At 41.4% G+C, this 15,855-nt stretch carries 16 protein-coding genes, 1 pseudogene and 1 CRISPR repeat array; of the genes and pseudogenes, 7 read left to right on the top strand and 10 right to left on the bottom strand.

The features are described from left to right. Positions 1-36: 36 nt before the first annotated feature. Both B2746_RS12125 and B2746_RS12120 read right to left on the bottom strand, forming a co-directional pair. The gene (locus tag B2746_RS12125; protein ID WP_290794127.1) at positions 37-561 is read right to left on the bottom strand and encodes a ferritin-like domain-containing protein; all 525 of its coding nucleotides are present in this window, start codon (positions 559-561) and stop codon (positions 37-39) included. A gap of 158 nt (positions 562-719) precedes the next feature. Then, entirely contained in the window at positions 720-1,127 is a 408-nt protein-coding gene (locus B2746_RS12120; protein ID WP_290794124.1) for a VOC family protein, read from the bottom strand. Positions 1,128-1,250: 123 nt separating this feature from the next. Here B2746_RS12120 and B2746_RS12115 point away from each other — a divergent pair, with 123 nt between their 5' ends. Continuing rightward, entirely contained in the window at positions 1,251-1,718 is a 468-nt protein-coding gene (locus tag B2746_RS12115; protein WP_290794121.1) for an HAD domain-containing protein, read from the top strand. Here B2746_RS12115 and B2746_RS12110 read toward each other — a convergent pair whose 3' ends face one another. Beyond that, complete coding sequence (locus tag B2746_RS12110) at positions 1,719-2,096, bottom strand: winged helix-turn-helix transcriptional regulator (protein WP_290794118.1); 378 nt, start codon at positions 2,094-2,096, stop codon at positions 1,719-1,721. It lies immediately after the preceding gene. A gap of 118 nt (positions 2,097-2,214) precedes the next feature. On the opposite strand from B2746_RS12110, the gene B2746_RS12105 reads away from it, so the two are divergent. Continuing rightward, positions 2,215-2,769, top strand: coding sequence for a YceI family protein (locus tag B2746_RS12105; protein WP_290794115.1), 555 nt, complete (start codon positions 2,215-2,217; stop codon positions 2,767-2,769). A 19-nt stretch (positions 2,770-2,788) separates the two neighbouring features. Next, positions 2,789-3,628 carry a pirin family protein gene (locus tag B2746_RS12100; protein WP_290794113.1) on the top strand — a complete coding sequence of 280 codons (840 nt, stop codon included), beginning with the start codon at positions 2,789-2,791 and terminating at the stop codon, positions 3,626-3,628. Here B2746_RS12100 and B2746_RS12095 read toward each other — a convergent pair. From B2746_RS12095 to B2746_RS12080, 4 genes are all read right to left on the bottom strand, one after another. Continuing rightward, positions 3,598-4,722: a Fic family protein gene (locus B2746_RS12095; RefSeq protein WP_290794110.1), complete on the bottom strand. Its 1,125-nt coding sequence runs from the start codon at positions 4,720-4,722 to the stop codon at positions 3,598-3,600. The genes B2746_RS12100 and B2746_RS12095 overlap by 31 nt on opposite strands. A 69-nt stretch (positions 4,723-4,791) precedes the next feature. Continuing rightward, positions 4,792-6,072 (bottom strand): DNA recombination protein RmuC, encoded by a 1,281-nt coding sequence (locus B2746_RS12090; RefSeq protein WP_290794107.1) that lies wholly within the window; start codon positions 6,070-6,072, stop codon positions 4,792-4,794. Positions 6,073-6,100: 28 nt separating this feature from the next. Continuing rightward, entirely contained in the window at positions 6,101-7,561 is a 1,461-nt protein-coding gene (locus B2746_RS12085; RefSeq protein ID WP_290794104.1) for a serine hydrolase domain-containing protein, read from the bottom strand. Between the two features lie 16 nt (positions 7,562-7,577). Continuing rightward, positions 7,578-8,822: a Fic family protein gene (locus tag B2746_RS12080; protein ID WP_290794101.1), complete on the bottom strand. Its 1,245-nt coding sequence runs from the start codon at positions 8,820-8,822 to the stop codon at positions 7,578-7,580. A gap of 343 nt (positions 8,823-9,165) precedes the next feature. On the opposite strand from B2746_RS12080, the gene cas1 reads away from it, so the two are divergent. After that, entirely contained in the window at positions 9,166-10,059 is an 894-nt protein-coding gene (gene cas1, locus B2746_RS12075; RefSeq protein WP_290794099.1) for a type II CRISPR-associated endonuclease Cas1, read from the top strand. 2 nt (positions 10,060-10,061) lie between these two features. Then, entirely contained in the window at positions 10,062-10,397 is a 336-nt protein-coding gene (gene cas2 / locus B2746_RS12070) for a CRISPR-associated endonuclease Cas2 (RefSeq protein ID WP_290794097.1), read from the top strand. A 130-nt stretch (positions 10,398-10,527) separates the two neighbouring features. Next, positions 10,528-11,726: direct repeats of the CRISPR family, unit length 47 nt; unit sequence GTTGTCTGAAACCCAAGCTACATAAAAAATTGAAAGCAATTCACAAC. 109 nt (positions 11,727-11,835) lie between these two features. Here cas2 and B2746_RS12065 read toward each other — a convergent pair. Beyond that, a complete protein-coding gene (locus tag B2746_RS12065; protein ID WP_290794094.1) occupies positions 11,836-12,063 on the bottom strand; it encodes a hypothetical protein in 228 nt (75 codons plus the stop codon). A gap of 367 nt (positions 12,064-12,430) precedes the next feature. Then, complete coding sequence (hpf, locus tag B2746_RS12060; RefSeq protein ID WP_290794091.1) at positions 12,431-12,727, bottom strand: ribosome hibernation-promoting factor, HPF/YfiA family; 297 nt, start codon at positions 12,725-12,727, stop codon at positions 12,431-12,433. A 157-nt stretch (positions 12,728-12,884) separates the two neighbouring features. Here hpf and B2746_RS12055 point away from each other — a divergent pair, with 157 nt between their 5' ends. Beyond that, complete coding sequence (locus B2746_RS12055) at positions 12,885-14,471, top strand: FMN-binding glutamate synthase family protein (protein WP_290794088.1); 1,587 nt, start codon at positions 12,885-12,887, stop codon at positions 14,469-14,471. Positions 14,472-14,954: 483 nt separating this feature from the next. After that, positions 14,955-15,182 (top strand): annotated as a pseudogene (locus B2746_RS22875) (transposase); the annotation flags it as partial. Positions 15,183-15,345: 163 nt separating this feature from the next. Here the strand turns inward: B2746_RS22875 and B2746_RS12050 are convergent. Next, the coding region (locus B2746_RS12050; protein ID WP_290794085.1) for a hypothetical protein at positions 15,346-15,855 on the bottom strand (510 nt) is incomplete at its 5' end.

Genomic DNA, 15,855 nt, shown 5'->3' with positions numbered 1-15,855 from the left:
TGCAACGCTTAGGTATACTTCGCGAATGCCCTGTATTCAGATTAGTTCTTTTTCAGCTTCGTAGTTAATATTATTTTCTGCGATTTCCGTCAGGTTCATATCCGCAAGTTTTTCTTCTTCCAGTGTCATGGTCAGGATTTCTGCTGCTTCCTCATAACCAAGTGTTGTTGCCAGCTGAGCCAGGGTTCCGTAGGCAGCTATTTCGTAATGCTCTACTTTCTGGGCAGATGCTATAATACCCACATCCCGTGTAATGGACCCATCTTTTGTTTCTTCAATAACGGCTTCGCCTTCTTTCACCAGGCCTTCCATAGCATCACATTTTTTGGCCTGTGCTTTTTCTCCAAGCAGGTCAAAAACTTTTTCAAGGCGGGTTACATGCTCTTCGGTTTGCACCAGATGATCTTCAATGGTGGATTTTAGCTGTATGGTGGTAGCAGCCGCCTGCATTTTAGGCAGTGCTTTAACCAGGTGTTTTTCGGCCCAATACAGGTCTTTTACTGCATCTAAAAAAAAGGCACCCAACTGGGTATGGCCTATGGCTGATTTTATTTTTGACATATCGTTAGGTATTTCCCTCTTTCATTCAATTAGCATACCATGCCACAATAACAAAACTGACCGGCCAATAGCTGTGCCGGTCAGTTTATACTGCGATATTATACCCCAATTGTGCAAAATACATCGTGGAACTACTTGCACGCATGGAAGAGGCCTGCTTATGATTGCGGCATCTGACTCATATCCATGTATACCACTTCCCACAGATGACCATCCAGGTCCTGCAGACTGCGTTGTTGCATAAAACCCATATCCATTGGTTCTCTTGTTTCAGTTGCACCAGCTGCCAAAGCATTCTCCGCAAACTGGTTCATTTCCGCCAGAGAATCCATGGCAATAGAATTAATCACCGCAGCAACTTCTCTTGTATCAGCGATTTTTTTATTGGTGAAAAAAGCGAATTTTTCCTTTGTTAGCAACATCACATAAATTTCTTCGGAAAGCACCATACAAGCAGCAGTTTCATCCGTAAATACCGGATTATTTACAAAGCCTGCGGCAGTATAAAATTGCATAGCTTTTGGCAAATCTGACACAGGCAGGTTAATGAAAATTTTCTTTGACATCGTTGATTCTTTAAGTAGTTATTGATAACACAAAGATGCCGCGAAGAAATCAATTTGATGAAGGTCAGCCTCGACAGAAAAAAGGTGTTTTGCGACAAATAATAAGGCGTGAATTCGTATGTAATGTTATTTTTTCTTGATATAGATGGTGTAATGGTTCCTGCAAGAAACTGGTCTGTGCCTGAGTTTATGGAGGACGGTTTTCCAGTTTTTAGTGCCAGGGCTACTGCTGCTCTTCAGCAATTGATTACATGTGATGACACCTTGATACTTACCAGTTCGCATAAATCAAACCATACCCTGGATGAATGGCTGCGCATTTTCAAAAATCGGGGAATTGAAATCAAAACAATCAGGGTTCTACCTGAAAATAACAATAACATAAGCAGGAAAGATGAACTCGTAAATTGGTTCAACATCAATGAGATCAATCAGAATTTTGTTATTATTGATGACGACAACTCATTGAACGAACTTTCCCCATTCTTAAAATCAAAACTGGTGAAAACAAGTCCATTAATTGGGCTTACCGAAGAACATACAAAAACCATAATTATCATTTTAGGCAGACAACTTCAACCAGCAAATTAACTAGCCCTTCCGCATACTTTTTCGAACCGTTTCTTTATGCATCGCCCCCCATTCACTAAGAGAAGAAAGCACATCTTCCAGTGTATTGCAATATTTCGTTGCTTCATATTCCACCACCACCGGCGTACCAGTATCAATCTTACGACGGATAAAGCCATTCAATTCCAGTTCTTTCAATTCTGCTGAAAGCACCCTTGCAGAAATACCTTCAATTGTACGCTGCAATTCATTAAATCGTTTATTGCCCTCTTTGAGCGCAACGATGATTCGCAATTTCCATTTGCCACCAATTACATACAACGCATCAGCAATAGAATTCAAACTCGCTTTGCATTCTGTTTCATTCGCCGGCTGCTTTCGTATCTTCTCTGTTATCATGTTAAAACCTTTAACGATTACCTGCAGGTTACTACTAACCTTTTGTATAGTACTAACCTTTTGTAAGCAAAGGTAGGTAGTTTTGTGTCATCAAAAAACAACAATAAAAAATTATAACATGGCAAAGACAACCTGGGTAATAGATCCCACACACAGCGAATTCGGTTTTAAAATCAGACACCTGATGATCACTAATGTTTCCGGAGTATTTGGTAAATTCGACATAATCGCAGAAACTGATAACGAAGATTTCAGCTCGGCAAAAATAAGTGCTAAACTGGACCCCGCCTCCATCAATACTAACAACGCACAACGCGATGCTCACCTCCGCAATGAAGACTTTTTTGAAGTGGAAAAATATCCGGAGATCCTGTTTGAATCAACAGAAGTTAAACTCAAAGACGAAGAGAATTTTCTGCTCCGCGGTAATCTTACCCTGAGAGGTATTACCAAACCGGTAGAACTGAATGTAGAATTCAGTGGTGTCATCGCCAAAGATCCCTGGGGATTGCAGCGTGCTGGATTTACAGTAAGTGGTAAAATCAACCGGACTGATTTTGGTCTGAATTTCAATTCCATTCTTGATACAGGCGGACTCGCATTGGGCGAAGAAGTAAAATTACAGGGCGAAATTCAATTGGTAAAACAAACAGCTGCTGTTGCTGCTGCTTAATAACATTCAAAAAACAAAAATGGCTATCAAAAGAAAATTACAACAGATCGATACGCCCCCCGCAAAACCAGGTTTCCTGGGTGCGGGGCATTTGGCAAGAGCAATCATTCAACGCGATTTTTCAGAATCTGATCCCTTTATCTTATTAATGGATGATATGCTGGATAAAAAAGATAATTCGCCAGCAGGCGGACCGCACCCCCATGCCGGATTTGAAACGGTTACACTTGTTTTGGAAGGTGAAATCGGCGAAGGGCGGCATGCTATGAAAACCGGCGACTTCCAGCTCATGACAGCAGGAAGCGGCATCATTCATACCGAAACCATTGAGAAGCCAAGCAAACTCCGCATCATGCAACTCTGGTTGAATTTACCAAAGGCCCAACGCTGGATTAATCCGGGTTTGCAGGAACTGCCATTTGAAGAAGCACCTGCTCTTGAAGAGGATGGTTTAAGCATCCGGGTTTACAGTGGTTCAATAGCCGGACTGCAATCACCTATCAAAAATCAGACACCCCTGTTACTGGCTGATATCAGCATGAAACCTTTCACCAATACTGTACAACAAATCCCCGCCAACTATAACACTTTCCTCTATGTACTGGAAGGAAGTGTAAATATTGGCGAGGACGAAAAGCTATTAAAAGCAAAGGAAGTTGGCTGGCTGAATCTGGTGGGCAATGATGCGTTTAGTGAACTAAAATTACAAACCACTGAAGCAGCTACCCGCTTCCTGCTCTATGCGGCCAAACCATTGGGTGAGCCGATCATGAGTCATGGGCCCTTTATTGCCGATACGGCAGAAGAGATCACGCAACTTTACCGCGATTACCGGTCGGGTAAAATGGAACATATATAACCCGTACTTCTTCCTCCTGCATCTCCTATCCGTTCAAATGCACCCATTTCCAGCAGGTCCTGTAAATCTCTGGTGGCTGTAGCCTTGGAGGTTTTTGTAATGTCCATGTATTTCCTCGCATTCATGCCGCCTTTAAATCCATCCAACCCTTCATCAAACATGCGCTGTATCACTTTAATTTGGCGTTCGTTTAATTGCTCCCTGAACTGATCGAAGAATACTGTTTTACGTAAAGTGAATTCAATAAGCTGCTCTGCTTCCGCTTGTGCTGCCAAAACTATATGTACGAAATAGCTGATCCAGGCTGTTATTTCATTGGATTGCTGCGCTGTTTCCAGTGAAGTGTAATAGGATTTTTTATCTGCTTCAATGGTGTTGGATAAACTTAACAATACCGGCCTTCCCACCGTTTGCGATAAAGCCAGCTCAGCAATTGCTCTTCCTATTCTGCCGTTTCCATCTTCAAAAGGATGTATGGATTCAAAATATAAATGAGCAATGGCTGCCCGTACCGGAGCATTCTTTAGCTCCTTATTTCCTCCCGGTGCAGTATCGTTGAACCATTCAATGAAAAGCTCCATTTCGGCTGGCACCTCACTTGAGGGGGGCGCTTCGAAATGCACTTTTTCACGGCCTATTGCGCCAGATATAACCTGCATAGGAGCTTCATCACTGCGCCAGCCACCAACTGTTATCTGCTTACGTTCCCGCATCAACATCCTGTGCCAGGCAAACAGTTTCTTTTCAGTAAGAGCATCGCTAAATGATTTACGAACATCAATCAACATTTCTCCCAGCCCTTCTGCCGATTTGTCTTTAATGTGCTCAACTGCTGTTGGCAAGCCCAGGTTCTTTCGGATGGAAGAAAGTACATCCTGCCGGTTCGGATATTCACCTTCAATTCCAGAAGTTTTTAGCGCTTCAGCAAGAATTATATCCACCATAATATCGTACCTGGTGTCTTCTTTCAACCCACTCAAAAGTCCCGATACCCGACCCAGTTTTTCAGCAAAAAGCAACAGGGTATCTTCTAACCCAACCAGCGAGAATTTAAAGTCACGCCAGTCCTTCTGCTGCCAGTTATACCGCTTCATGAGCCGAATATAAGCTTTATTCGGCTCAAAATATGGCCTTTTTTGAGCCGATTAGCTCAGTTATTCGGCTCACAGCCCCGCTTCATCCTCCAATAAATCAGGTAAAACAGGGGGTGCTTCCACCGCCGGCAGCGATTCCACCGTTCGCAATTGTCGTTGAATAGCCCGGGTGCGGGTGCCCATCAGGTCATCCAACTGACCCAGACCGGTATGAATATTTTTCTGCGCCTTTTCCAGGAGTCCGCCGAATGTTTCAAATTCCTTTTTTACGCCGCTTAACACCTTCCACACCTCACTGCTCCGCTTTTGCAGGGCCAGGGTTCTGAAGCCCATTTGCAGGCTGTTTAAAATGGCCATTAAGGTAGTGGGACCGGCAACGGTTATTTTATACTCATCCCTTAACTGATCAACCAATGCGCTTCTTCGTATGACTTCTGCATAAATGCTTTCGAAGGGCAGAAAGAGGATGGCAAAATCAGTAGTATTAGGCGGATCGATGTATTTATCGCGGATATCACGCGCCATTTTCCGAATAGTAGTTTCCAGGTTTTTGGAAGCCTGTTCTATATCATCAGGGATGGCATTCTCATATGCCGTAATTAAATGCTCATAGATGTCTTTCGGAAATTTGGCATCCACCGGCAGGTAAACCACCGCGCCTTCCTCTTCGTTTTTACCGGGTAGTTTAATGGCAAATTCAACCGGCTCAGCACTGCCCTTTTTGGTTCGAACATTGGCTTCGTATTGATTGGGTGCCAGGATTTGCTCCAGCAACATGGCCAGTTGAACTTCTCCTACTCCGCCTCTCAGTTTCACATTGCTTAATACTTTTTTTAATCCGCCTACATCGGTGGCAATGGTTTGCATTTCACCCAATCCTTTCTGCACTTCAATCAATTGTTTACCTACTGTTTCAAAACTTTGTCCGAGTCGCTCACTCAGGGTTTTTTCCAGTTTTTCTTCCACCGTTACCCGAATCGTTTCCAGTTTGGTTTCGGTACTCTTTACCAGTTCCTGCTGCTGTTTTTCAAAGCGATTTTCAAATCCCTTAAACAGTTCTTTCTGCTCCAGTTTTAATTCATCAAACTTACTGCGCTGTTCCAGCATAAAATCTTTCAGGGTTGCCCGCAATTCAGTGCGATTGTCTTTGGCTATGCCGGCATTCTCCTCCCGGTTGATGCGAAAATCCTGTTTGAGTCCGGCTTCTATTTTCGCCAGTTCACCCTGTAAAATAGCCAGCTGATTACGGAGTTGAGGCAGCTCTTCGCCTCCATTTTTTCTAAAAATTAAAATCAGGAGCAATACGCCTAACACCAGGGTACAAACGATCATTAAATAACTAAGTTCCATAATTGAAAAATAACCATTTTAGCGCGACTCATTTCATGCGGGGAAGGACAAAGGTTCCACCACCCTGTTTCAATTCCAGAGATATTACTTCGCCGTTCGCATTGCGCATTACTTTGAAATTGGCACCGGGAACCTCCATCAGCGAAAAAGAATTCATGTCGCTGAAAATAACTTCATATCCTTCAGCCGGCTGACCATTTTGCTGAATAACCAATTTGGTGCCGATCAATTTTAGCGTGATGGTATCCTTATTCAATTGATAGTTACCTGCGTATAGAGCCGCACTATCAGCAGGCAGGGTAATTTTTTTTCTATACTCGGGATTAAAAAATCCCACCCAGTTATACACCTGTGCGATGCTGTTGGTCAATTCCGAAATAATAGAAAAATTATCGCCATTGATCATAATCACCAATCCTTTTCCATTTTCGAGCGAGCCATAGGAAGTGCAGAGAAACGCTTCATTCCCGCCGTTGTGATTAAAATAGGTTAGGTTTTCTTTTTTCTGGATGAACACACCCAGGGCCGCTACGGTATCGATATAGGGCGTCATTCTTTTTTTCATCATGGCCTGCGACAATACCTTTTTCGATTTACCCTGGTAAGCCAGCTGGCATTCGATGATATAGCGGGCAAGATCGGAGGGGGTGGTCCAGAGTCCGGCTGCGGCCTGCTCAGGATATACATGAAAATTTCCTTTAACGGGCGATCCGTTTTGCGCATAATAACCGGTTGCCAAATCAGCTTTATTAACGGGAGGTTGCTGGTAGGAACTGCTTTTCATACCGAGTGGTTTCAGTACGTTTTCCTGCATGTAAACCGCATAGGGCTGTCCGGTGATATCTTCCACCAGCAATTGTGAAAGGGTGGTACCGCCGCCGGAGTATTGGAATTTCAAACCCGGTTCAAAAGCGGAGCGAACGGCGCCGGTATTGGCTGGTTTTTTACCATCCAAAATTTCAGGAAGAGATGGCAGGGTATCAGTGGTTTTATAACCCGGAAAGCCGTGCACCGTTAGTCCGGCTGTATGGCTGAGCAAATGAAACGTATTGATTTTTTTTCCTTTGGAAACACTGTCATAGGGGAACTTCCATCTCTTCAGGTATTGGTTGATATCGGCCTCGGGATCGAGTTTTTTTTCTTCCACCAGTTTCAGCAGACCCAGGCTATTCAGGCTCTTGCTGATGGAAGCTGCCTGGAAGCGGGTTTCTGTGGTGGCTTTTCTTCCGGATGCTTCATCTGCCCAGCCGTAGGCTTTTGCCCATTGAATTTTATGGTCCTGGATATACGCGATGCTCAGGCCTTTGATGCCCAATTCTTTCATGCGGGTTTCCAGGTTGTTTTTGGGGATGGTATCGCCATAAATGATGGTGGGCGATAAGGAATTTTCGACCTGTTTAATGAGGGATTCGACCCTGGGGTCTTTGCTCTGAGAACTAAGCTGCAGACTGCAAAATATAACAAACAGAACCAGGAAAAAGCTGCGCATGGGAAAGGTTTAAATATTATAAAAATTTACTTAAAAGCTTTTCGAATTGTTTAGACCTGATAAAAATTTGTTTCTTTTTGTTTACCTGAACTATTTCTAGAAAGCCAAGTTCTACCAATTGTCTGAGATCTGAACGTGCAGTAAAACTGGAAACATCAAATCTCGATTGTATTTCTTTTATATTGAGTATTCTTTCAGGATCGTCATGTACAATTTTCAGGATCTGTGCCATCCGGTCATTGACGTTTGAAATCATCAAGAACTTTGCCGCCTGAAATACTTCTTTTTGTTTTCTTGTTATATAGGCTTTTAGCGCATCAAAAGCTTTTTCCATCGTTCTGATGTGGTATGTAATGAAATAGCTCAGGTCATTGTCGTCTATTTCCGAGTATAGGAATGCTTTCTCATACTGGCTCTTGGAATCTTTTATAATTCTCGAAATAGACAAATACTCTATAAGCCAATATCCTTTCTTAAGCATATACCAATAAAATAAGGCTCTTGCTGTTCGTCCATTACCATCGGTAAAAGGGTGAATCCAACCAATCATAAAATGCACAATGCATCCCTTTATGATAGGATGTACAAATTGCTTTGAATCGTTATTACAGAACTCGCATAATTCTACCATCAGGCCCGACAACTCCTTTTGAGGAGGAGGCGTATGTACAACTTCACTATTGTTATGATCAACAACATAAATATCATTACCTTCTCTATACCTTCCTTCATCCAAAGCCACTTCCAGTGTTTTGCTGGTGATCAGTTTATGAATATACAAAATACTGTCGGGAGTGATTTTTTCGTCTTTGTGCTGAACAATATGCTTCATGGTAATGAAGTTGTTCATTATCATTTGTTCTGATTTATTTCTCGGCTTTTGTTCATTTTGGATCATTTCCTTTGCCTTTTTTCTAGTAGTATTTGCTCCTTCCATCTGACTACTAGAAATGGCTTCTTCCATAATAGAACTAATAATAAATTTGTTTTTGTCGGTTTCAGCAATACCAATATTACTTCCAAGGTTACCGCCGATATGCATATCAAACTGATGTAATGCTCTTTGCATGTAGTCAGTAATCATATAATAAAACGTGTAATTACCGAATTTGACAGGACTTCTTTTAAGGTATCTGTCAAATTTGACTGCATGCCATACTTCTTCAGGATTATAGTTCCTGGATTTATATTTAATCTTATCCCAATATAGATATCCATCCTGGAATTCCCGTAATGAACCTTCCAGTTGCAGTTTTACCATAAACGGTATGATATCGTTTGATTTTTTGTGGTGAGGGGGCTTTTCCACTGGAAATGTATTTTCCACAAAATAGTAAAAAATGAGAGATTTAGCTATTTTCTCTCAATTTAACAACGTATCTAATTGTTTTTCAGGAGAATATAATACAATAAATTAAATCCTAATTTGAAATACAGTTAAAATTGAGAGATTCTTGCATATTCTCGCATTTCCTCCAAAGATTTGTTTTTCAATTCTTTTTTACTGCCTTAATTTATCTATTTCCGGTTTTCCGTAAATAATTCTTATTGATCCTCTTTATACTCGTAGGGAATTCCCGATTCCTTTACAACTATACAGTATCATGATAAAGCGGACACTATACTTTGGAAATCCTGCCTATCTGAAAACCAAAAATGAGCAGTTGGTGATAGAGATGGAAGAGACCGGTGAAGTAAAAACAGCACCGATTGAAGATATTGGACTGGTGATTCTGGATCACCAGCAGATTACCATAACACAGTCGGTAATTGCGAAGCTGCTGGCGAATAATTCAGCCTTGGTAACCTGTGATCATACGCATCATCCAACCGGACTAATGCTAAACCTGGAGGGCAATTCATTACAAAGCCAAAAATTTCAGGCACAGTTGAGCGCAACGGAGCCCCTGAAGAAACAGCTTTGGCAGCAGACGGTGATGGCCAAAATCAGGAATCAGGCGGCACTGTTGGCAATGCAGAAAGTTGAAAACAAGATATTGCTTGTTTACATGAAAGAGGTAAAAAGCGGTGATACAGATAATCAGGAAGCCAGGGCAGCGGCTTATTATTGGAAACGCTTATTCCCTGATTTTTTGGAATTCCGTAGGGAGCGGTTTGGACCGCCGCCGAATAATTTGCTCAATTATGGATATGCGATTCTTCGCGCCATGGTAGCCCGCAGTCTGGTGTCGAGTGGTTTATTACCGACCCTGGGTATCCATCACCGTAATCAGTACAATGCCTATTGTTTGGCGGATGATATCATGGAGCCTTATCGGCCCTTTGTGGACAAGGTGGTCTGCAATATCATCCGGATGAATGGGAAGTTCCTGGATATTAGTCCGGCCATGAAAAAAGAGCTGTTATTGATACCGGCACTGGATGTAGAGATAGAGGGACAAAAAAGTCCCTTAATGAATGCCATTGCGCGTACTACGGCGAGTTTAGCGAAATGTTATGAGGGGAAGAGCAGGAAAATCCTCTATCCTGACTTGTAAACATGCATAACCGGTTAAATGCGTATCGAATCATGTGGGTGCTGGTATTTTTTGATTTACCTACCGAAACCAAGAAGGATCGCAAGATTTATGCGAAGTTCCGGAAGGATATACTGGCGGATGGGTTCCAGATGTTCCAGTTCAGCATTTACCTGCGGCATTGTGCCAGCCGGGAGAATGCCACGGTACATATTACCCGGGTAAAATCGATTTTACCGGCAAAAGGGCATATTGGAATCATGTGTATTACGGATAAGCAATTTGGCATGATGGAGATTTTCCGCGGCCATGAGCTGGTGGAAGCGCCAGAAACGGTTCAACAGTTGGAGCTGTTCTAAGGATGATTCAAAACCCGGTTCCAAATCCCAAAACCGGTTTAGCCAGGAATAAAAAAATGAGTCTTAAACCCATTTTTTTATCCTATTTTTCGGCCAAAACCCAATACTGTAGCGGGTTTTTCTATTTTCAGTTGTCTGAAACCCAAGCTACATAAAAAATTGAAAGCAATTCACAACTAGTTTTTTCTCATATAGCAGTTGTTAGTTGTTGTCTGAAACCCAAGCTACATAAAAAATTGAAAGCAATTCACAACTATTGGGTGAAAATATTGCAACAACGGATAGTTGTCTGAAACCCAAGCTACATAAAAAATTGAAAGCAATTCACAACAGGCAACACTGGTGGCCTACCCAGTACAGCGTTGTCTGAAACCCAAGCTACATAAAAAATTGAAAGCAATTCACAACATTCAGTTGGCGAACTATCCTTCGGGTTAGGTTGTCTGAAACCCAAGCTACATAAAAAATTGAAAGCAATTCACAACGACAGGATTGCTATTACGCAGTCTATGAATGTTGTCTGAAACCCAAGCTACATAAAAAATTGAAAGCAATTCACAACTGTGGTGCTCTCTCTGTTGTCGATGAAGAGTTGTCTGAAACCCAAGCTACATAAAAAATTGAAAGCAATTCACAACTCGTTAGTATGCAGTAACGGAGCGTTCCTAGTTGTCTGAAACCCAAGCTACATAAAAAATTGAAAGCAATTCACAACTATTCAAAAGGTGCTTAATGTAACAAAGTTGTTGTCTGAAACCCAAGCTACATAAAAAATTGAAAGCAATTCACAACCACAAGGCACTGCATTTACGATTTCCGAATGTTGTCTGAAACCCAAGCTACATAAAAAATTGAAAGCAATTCACAACGGAGTTGAGTAGAATTGGCAAAATTTACGGTTGTCTGAAACCCAAGCTACATAAAAAATTGAAAGCAATTCACAACGGATCAGGGAGACTGGAATAAATTGTTTGGGTTGTCTGAAACCCAAGCTACATAAAAAATTGAAAGCAATTCACAACCAGCTGAAGCCGAAACCCTTCAAATTGACAGTTGTCTGAAACCCAAGCTACATAAAAAATTGAAAGCAATTCACAACCTGTTTGAATCCAATCCTGCCAACCATAGCGTTGTCTGAAACCCAAGCTACATAAAAAATTGAAAGCAATTCACAACCAGCGGGAGTGCCCGTTTTCAACTCTCCCGTTGTCTGAAACCCAAGCTACATAAAAAATTGAAAGCAATTCACAACAATGGTTATGCGCTCGTTTAACTTGCCTATGTTGTCTGAAACCCAAGCTACAGAAAAAATTGAAAGCAAATCACAACAGCGGTACAGCTATGGTAAATTCAAATCCAGTTGTCTGAACACCTGCGGTTGTTTGTTTGAAATACCAACCAGGGGCCTATCAAATATTGCTTCATAATATCTTGCAGATCAAAGCGGCACTGGATAATGTTGATTGCTATAAATGCTTATAAGTTGGATGTCCTGGTCGCAGATGATACCTGCATCTTTGTACGCAATACGAGTATCGAGTCGGGTCGAAATAAGCTTTTCATCTTTGATCCTGTATAAACCTTCAAAATCAATATATCCCTTGTCCATCACGCAATAACCACCCTTTTCAATTGGAATCACATCCAAAATTTTGAAATCGTTCATACTGCCATTCGATATATACAGGAAATGGGGAGTGGGCGTTTTGAGGTCCGGCAAAGTGTGCAACTTGACTGCTCAATTGGCTTTCAGATAGTTGGCCCACCAAAAAAAGTCTTAAAATATTCGCCAGTCCCAATTTTCATTAGCTCTGGAAAGTGTTGACTTATTTACATCCTTTCCAAAGCTAGACATAAAAATTTCTTCAGGTACGCAAACTCCCTGGCCTTGTAATTCCGTTGTAGCAATTAATACAAAACAGTAAATCCACAAAAAGAGGATTATTCCCATACCCATCTCTCCCAGTTAGGTACAATTAAAGTACAGTTCGATTGAACCTCTACACATTAGTACTAATTTTAAATTATACGTATCAATACCCCTCCTTTGTCTTGCGTTTTTCAATTTGTCTTTCCAGGGCTTCAATAGCTTCGGCGGTCGCCTTTTCAAAGGAAGAAGCCCGCGAACTTGCCAGTAAATCATTTCCCGGAACTACCAGTCGGATATCGGCTATTTTGTTATCATTCGTTTCAGATTTTTCAATTCGCAGCGTGATTTCATAACTGATGATATTGTCAAGATACCTACCCAGCCTTGCCACTTTCTCTTTTATAAACTCATTCAATCCTTCCTTTGCGGTAAAATCAAGTGTTTGAATATTGATATTCATGATGTATTCGTTTCTTACAAAGAAAGGGGTTCCTGAAGATCTTTAATCTGACCGAAGTCAGTTTTATGTTTGTTTTATATTAGGTAAAGAAAAACTAACATCTGTTTGTAAATCAGAATATTGGATACCTTTGCAGTTAATTTATTAAAGAAGAGAAATGAGAAACGGTTTTGTAATCAGCGCTGTTATCGGCCTGCTGCTTAGCTTTTTATTGAGTTTTTATGTAAGTCCGTGGTGGTACCTGCTTTTTGCCCTGGTTGTCTTTCTCTTCGTTCTTGGCCTGGTTGACATGAACCAGACCAAACATTCCATTATGAGAACCTATCCGGTATTTGGACGTATGCGCTACTGGATGGAGGCGCTCCGCCCCAAAATGTATCAGTATTTTGTAGAATCCGATATTGACGGCCGCCCCATCAACAGGGTTGACCGCTCCACCATTTACCAGCGGGCCAAAAAGGAAACAGACACCATGCCTTTTGGCACTCAGCTCGATGTATACGAGGAAGGATATGAATGGATGAGTCATTCCATTGCGCCAAAAGACTTCAACAAACTGGATCACTCTCCCCGCGTACTGATTGGCAACAAGGATTGTCATAAGCCGTACTCTGCCAGTATTTTTAATGTATCTGCCATGAGTTTCGGATCCTTGAGCAGCAATGCAATCCGCGCCCTGAATGCCGGTGCTAAAATCGGCGGATTTGCCCATAACACCGGAGAGGGAGGCATGAGCCGCCATCACCTAGAAGAAGGCGGAGACATTATCTGGCAGATCGGCACCGGATATTTTGGCGCACGTGATGAGAATGGAAATTTTTCACCGGAAGTGTTTGCTAGAAATGCAGCTACTCCCCAGGTAAAGATGATCGAACTGAAGTTGTCGCAGGGCGCCAAACCAGGTCATGGTGGTATTCTGCCAGCTAAGAAGAATACACCCGAGATTGCGGCCATCCGCCATGTGAAGCCTCATACTACGGTATATTCTCCTCCCTATCATACTGCGTTTAATAGTCCCCGTGAGTTGGTGCAATTCATTGCCCAAATGCGGAAACTTTCAGGAGGCAAACCGGTTGGATTCAAGCTCTGTATCGGGCGCAAATCAGAATTCATTGCCATTTGTAAAGCGATGATTGAACTGGACTCCTACCCTGATTTTATAACGGTTGATGGCGGAGAAGGTGGCACCGGTGCTGCTCCGCAGGAATTCAGCAATCATGTTGGAGCACCGTTGCTGGACGGACTCGCATTTGTTCATAATATGCTGGTCGGATTCAATATCAGACAACATATCCGGATCATTGCATCAGGTAAAATTCTCAGTGGCTTTCACATGCTGCGTGCGATTGCGCTTGGCGCAGATGCGTGTAACAGTGCGCGAGCTATGATGATGGCGCTTGGTTGCATCCAGGCATTACAGTGTCATACCAATAAATGCCCAACAGGAGTGGCAACACAGGATCCCAGTCTCACAGTAGGTCTTGTTGTTGCTGATAAAAAGCAACGGGTAGCCAATTATCATGAAGACACCATCAAAACCTTTATAGAACTCATGGGTGCGGCAGGCATTGATGATTACAAAAAACTAACCCGTTCGCATATTTATCGTCGGGTATTCATGAATGAAGTAAGGACTTTAGAAGACATTTTCCCATCGCTGCAACCTGGAGATATGCTGAAATCCGAATTGCCATCAAGATATGCACAGGATACGCAGGCGGCAGATCCGGATAGATGGTATTAACTCATTTGACAAGTAAGTTTTTACCAAAAAACCCGTTCAATGGACGGGTTTTCTTTTTTATTTTTCCAATGAGCGATTCTTTATTGATAGGAAGACCGAAGTAATCAGAGAGATTTTCGAACAACTTCCAACTGCCTTTTTTTAAACTTCTAATTAATATTCATAATATACACTTTAATTTTACAAACTGCAATAGAAGAATTGTTTTTAGGTACTTCCAAAACTTCAATATTCTGCTCTTCGTGCTGAGCCCCACCTCCATCCGAAAGCTTCATCTCTTTGGTATAGGCGGCTATGAAAAAATGCAGGAGTTCAGTTACTGAACCGGGCGACTATACGCTTCAAAAATCTTTTGAACGGCTGAGATTTTGTAGCCGGGTTCTTCTTCCGTTTCACGTCTGATGTAATCATCCTGATTGTCGTTATCCTACAAACCTGCACAAGCTTCAATCAACATGCCTGATTTATTACCATTAACAAAGGCAGGCAGATACTTATTTTACCAGACCCTACACAAGCCAGGATAAAGGAACTGTCGAAAACAGGATAGGTCAGATTAGGCGATTCTTCCCTAAAAAAACAGACCTTAGCAAAGTGACAAATGAAGAAATAATAACAGTTGAAAAATTGCTAAATAACAGACCAATTCGAAAATTTAATTATAAAACACCTAACCAAGTGCTACAACAGAAAATTGCACTAATTACTTGAACTTAGAGATCAATATATAGTAAATACTTTTACTTCCCACATATTATCAAGATCAAGCCTTAAAGTATAACAGCACCACCTGCATAGACAAGTCTTTTATTTCAGCATAAAATAGATCTGCTCACACAAGATTAATACATAGCAATTACAAAGAAAATAAACCTCAACTTAGCCAATTAACTGTTCCATCCATATTTATATCAAAATCTAATTTTTCAATCAAAAAATTATACTTAGTATACGAAAAACGTAATTTAGGAACGGGTGCCTCCCAGTCAATTTCAGACTCGTTAAACTTTTCTTCAAATTTATTCCTTGCCTCCATATGGAATTTGAAGTTAAGTCTTCCATCCTTTTCAAAGCTGTTATAAACATACAATCGTTTAAACAAATCAAGTTCAGTTAAATCATTCTTAACTTCATCATTTTTCAAGAATAGAATTCTTAATCCAGGTTTTAAAATGCACTTAAGAAACAATTCTTTTTCAGTCTTACCCTTTTTAATTACAATTGAAGGAGAAAAAAGATCCTTCTCACTAGAAATATTCTCTACTCCTTTAGACTTAGCCACATCCATTAGGTTTCTGAAATCAAAGTCATTTTTTCCATCTCCCTGATAAATTGCAAAATAACTATTTGTGGCATTAGCGTAAGCATTCAGCCAACCACGTCT

Source organism: Flavihumibacter sp. UBA7668, assembly GCF_002483205.1.
Classification (GTDB): domain Bacteria; phylum Bacteroidota; class Bacteroidia; order Chitinophagales; family Chitinophagaceae; genus Flavihumibacter.
Note: the sequence above shows the minus strand (reverse complement) of the source record. Positions and strands in the feature narration are given on the sequence as shown.

Excerpts from the sequence above, each read along its gene's own strand:
- B2746_RS12125 (WP_290794127.1), bottom strand. The coding sequence starts at position 561 with ATGTCAAAAATAAAATCAGCCATAGGCCATACCCAGTTGGGTGCCTTT.
- B2746_RS12120 (WP_290794124.1), bottom strand. The coding sequence starts at position 1,127 with ATGTCAAAGAAAATTTTCATTAACCTGCCTGTGTCAGATTTGCCAAAA.
- B2746_RS12115 (WP_290794121.1), top strand. The coding sequence starts at position 1,251 with ATGTTATTTTTTCTTGATATAGATGGTGTAATGGTTCCTGCAAGAAAC.
- B2746_RS12110 (WP_290794118.1), bottom strand. The coding sequence starts at position 2,096 with ATGATAACAGAGAAGATACGAAAGCAGCCGGCGAATGAAACAGAATGC.
- B2746_RS12105 (WP_290794115.1), top strand. The coding sequence starts at position 2,215 with ATGGCAAAGACAACCTGGGTAATAGATCCCACACACAGCGAATTCGGT.
- B2746_RS12100 (WP_290794113.1), top strand. The coding sequence starts at position 2,789 with ATGGCTATCAAAAGAAAATTACAACAGATCGATACGCCCCCCGCAAAA.
- B2746_RS12095 (WP_290794110.1), bottom strand. The coding sequence starts at position 4,722 with ATGAAGCGGTATAACTGGCAGCAGAAGGACTGGCGTGACTTTAAATTC.
- B2746_RS12090 (WP_290794107.1), bottom strand. The coding sequence starts at position 6,072 with ATGGAACTTAGTTATTTAATGATCGTTTGTACCCTGGTGTTAGGCGTA.
- B2746_RS12085 (WP_290794104.1), bottom strand. The coding sequence starts at position 7,561 with ATGCGCAGCTTTTTCCTGGTTCTGTTTGTTATATTTTGCAGTCTGCAG.
- B2746_RS12080 (WP_290794101.1), bottom strand. The coding sequence starts at position 8,822 with ATGGTAAAACTGCAACTGGAAGGTTCATTACGGGAATTCCAGGATGGA.
- cas1 (WP_290794099.1), top strand. The coding sequence starts at position 9,166 with ATGATAAAGCGGACACTATACTTTGGAAATCCTGCCTATCTGAAAACC.
- cas2 (WP_290794097.1), top strand. The coding sequence starts at position 10,062 with ATGCATAACCGGTTAAATGCGTATCGAATCATGTGGGTGCTGGTATTT.
- B2746_RS12065 (WP_290794094.1), bottom strand. The coding sequence starts at position 12,063 with ATGAACGATTTCAAAATTTTGGATGTGATTCCAATTGAAAAGGGTGGT.
- hpf (WP_290794091.1), bottom strand. The coding sequence starts at position 12,727 with ATGAATATCAATATTCAAACACTTGATTTTACCGCAAAGGAAGGATTG.
- B2746_RS12055 (WP_290794088.1), top strand. The coding sequence starts at position 12,885 with ATGAGAAACGGTTTTGTAATCAGCGCTGTTATCGGCCTGCTGCTTAGC.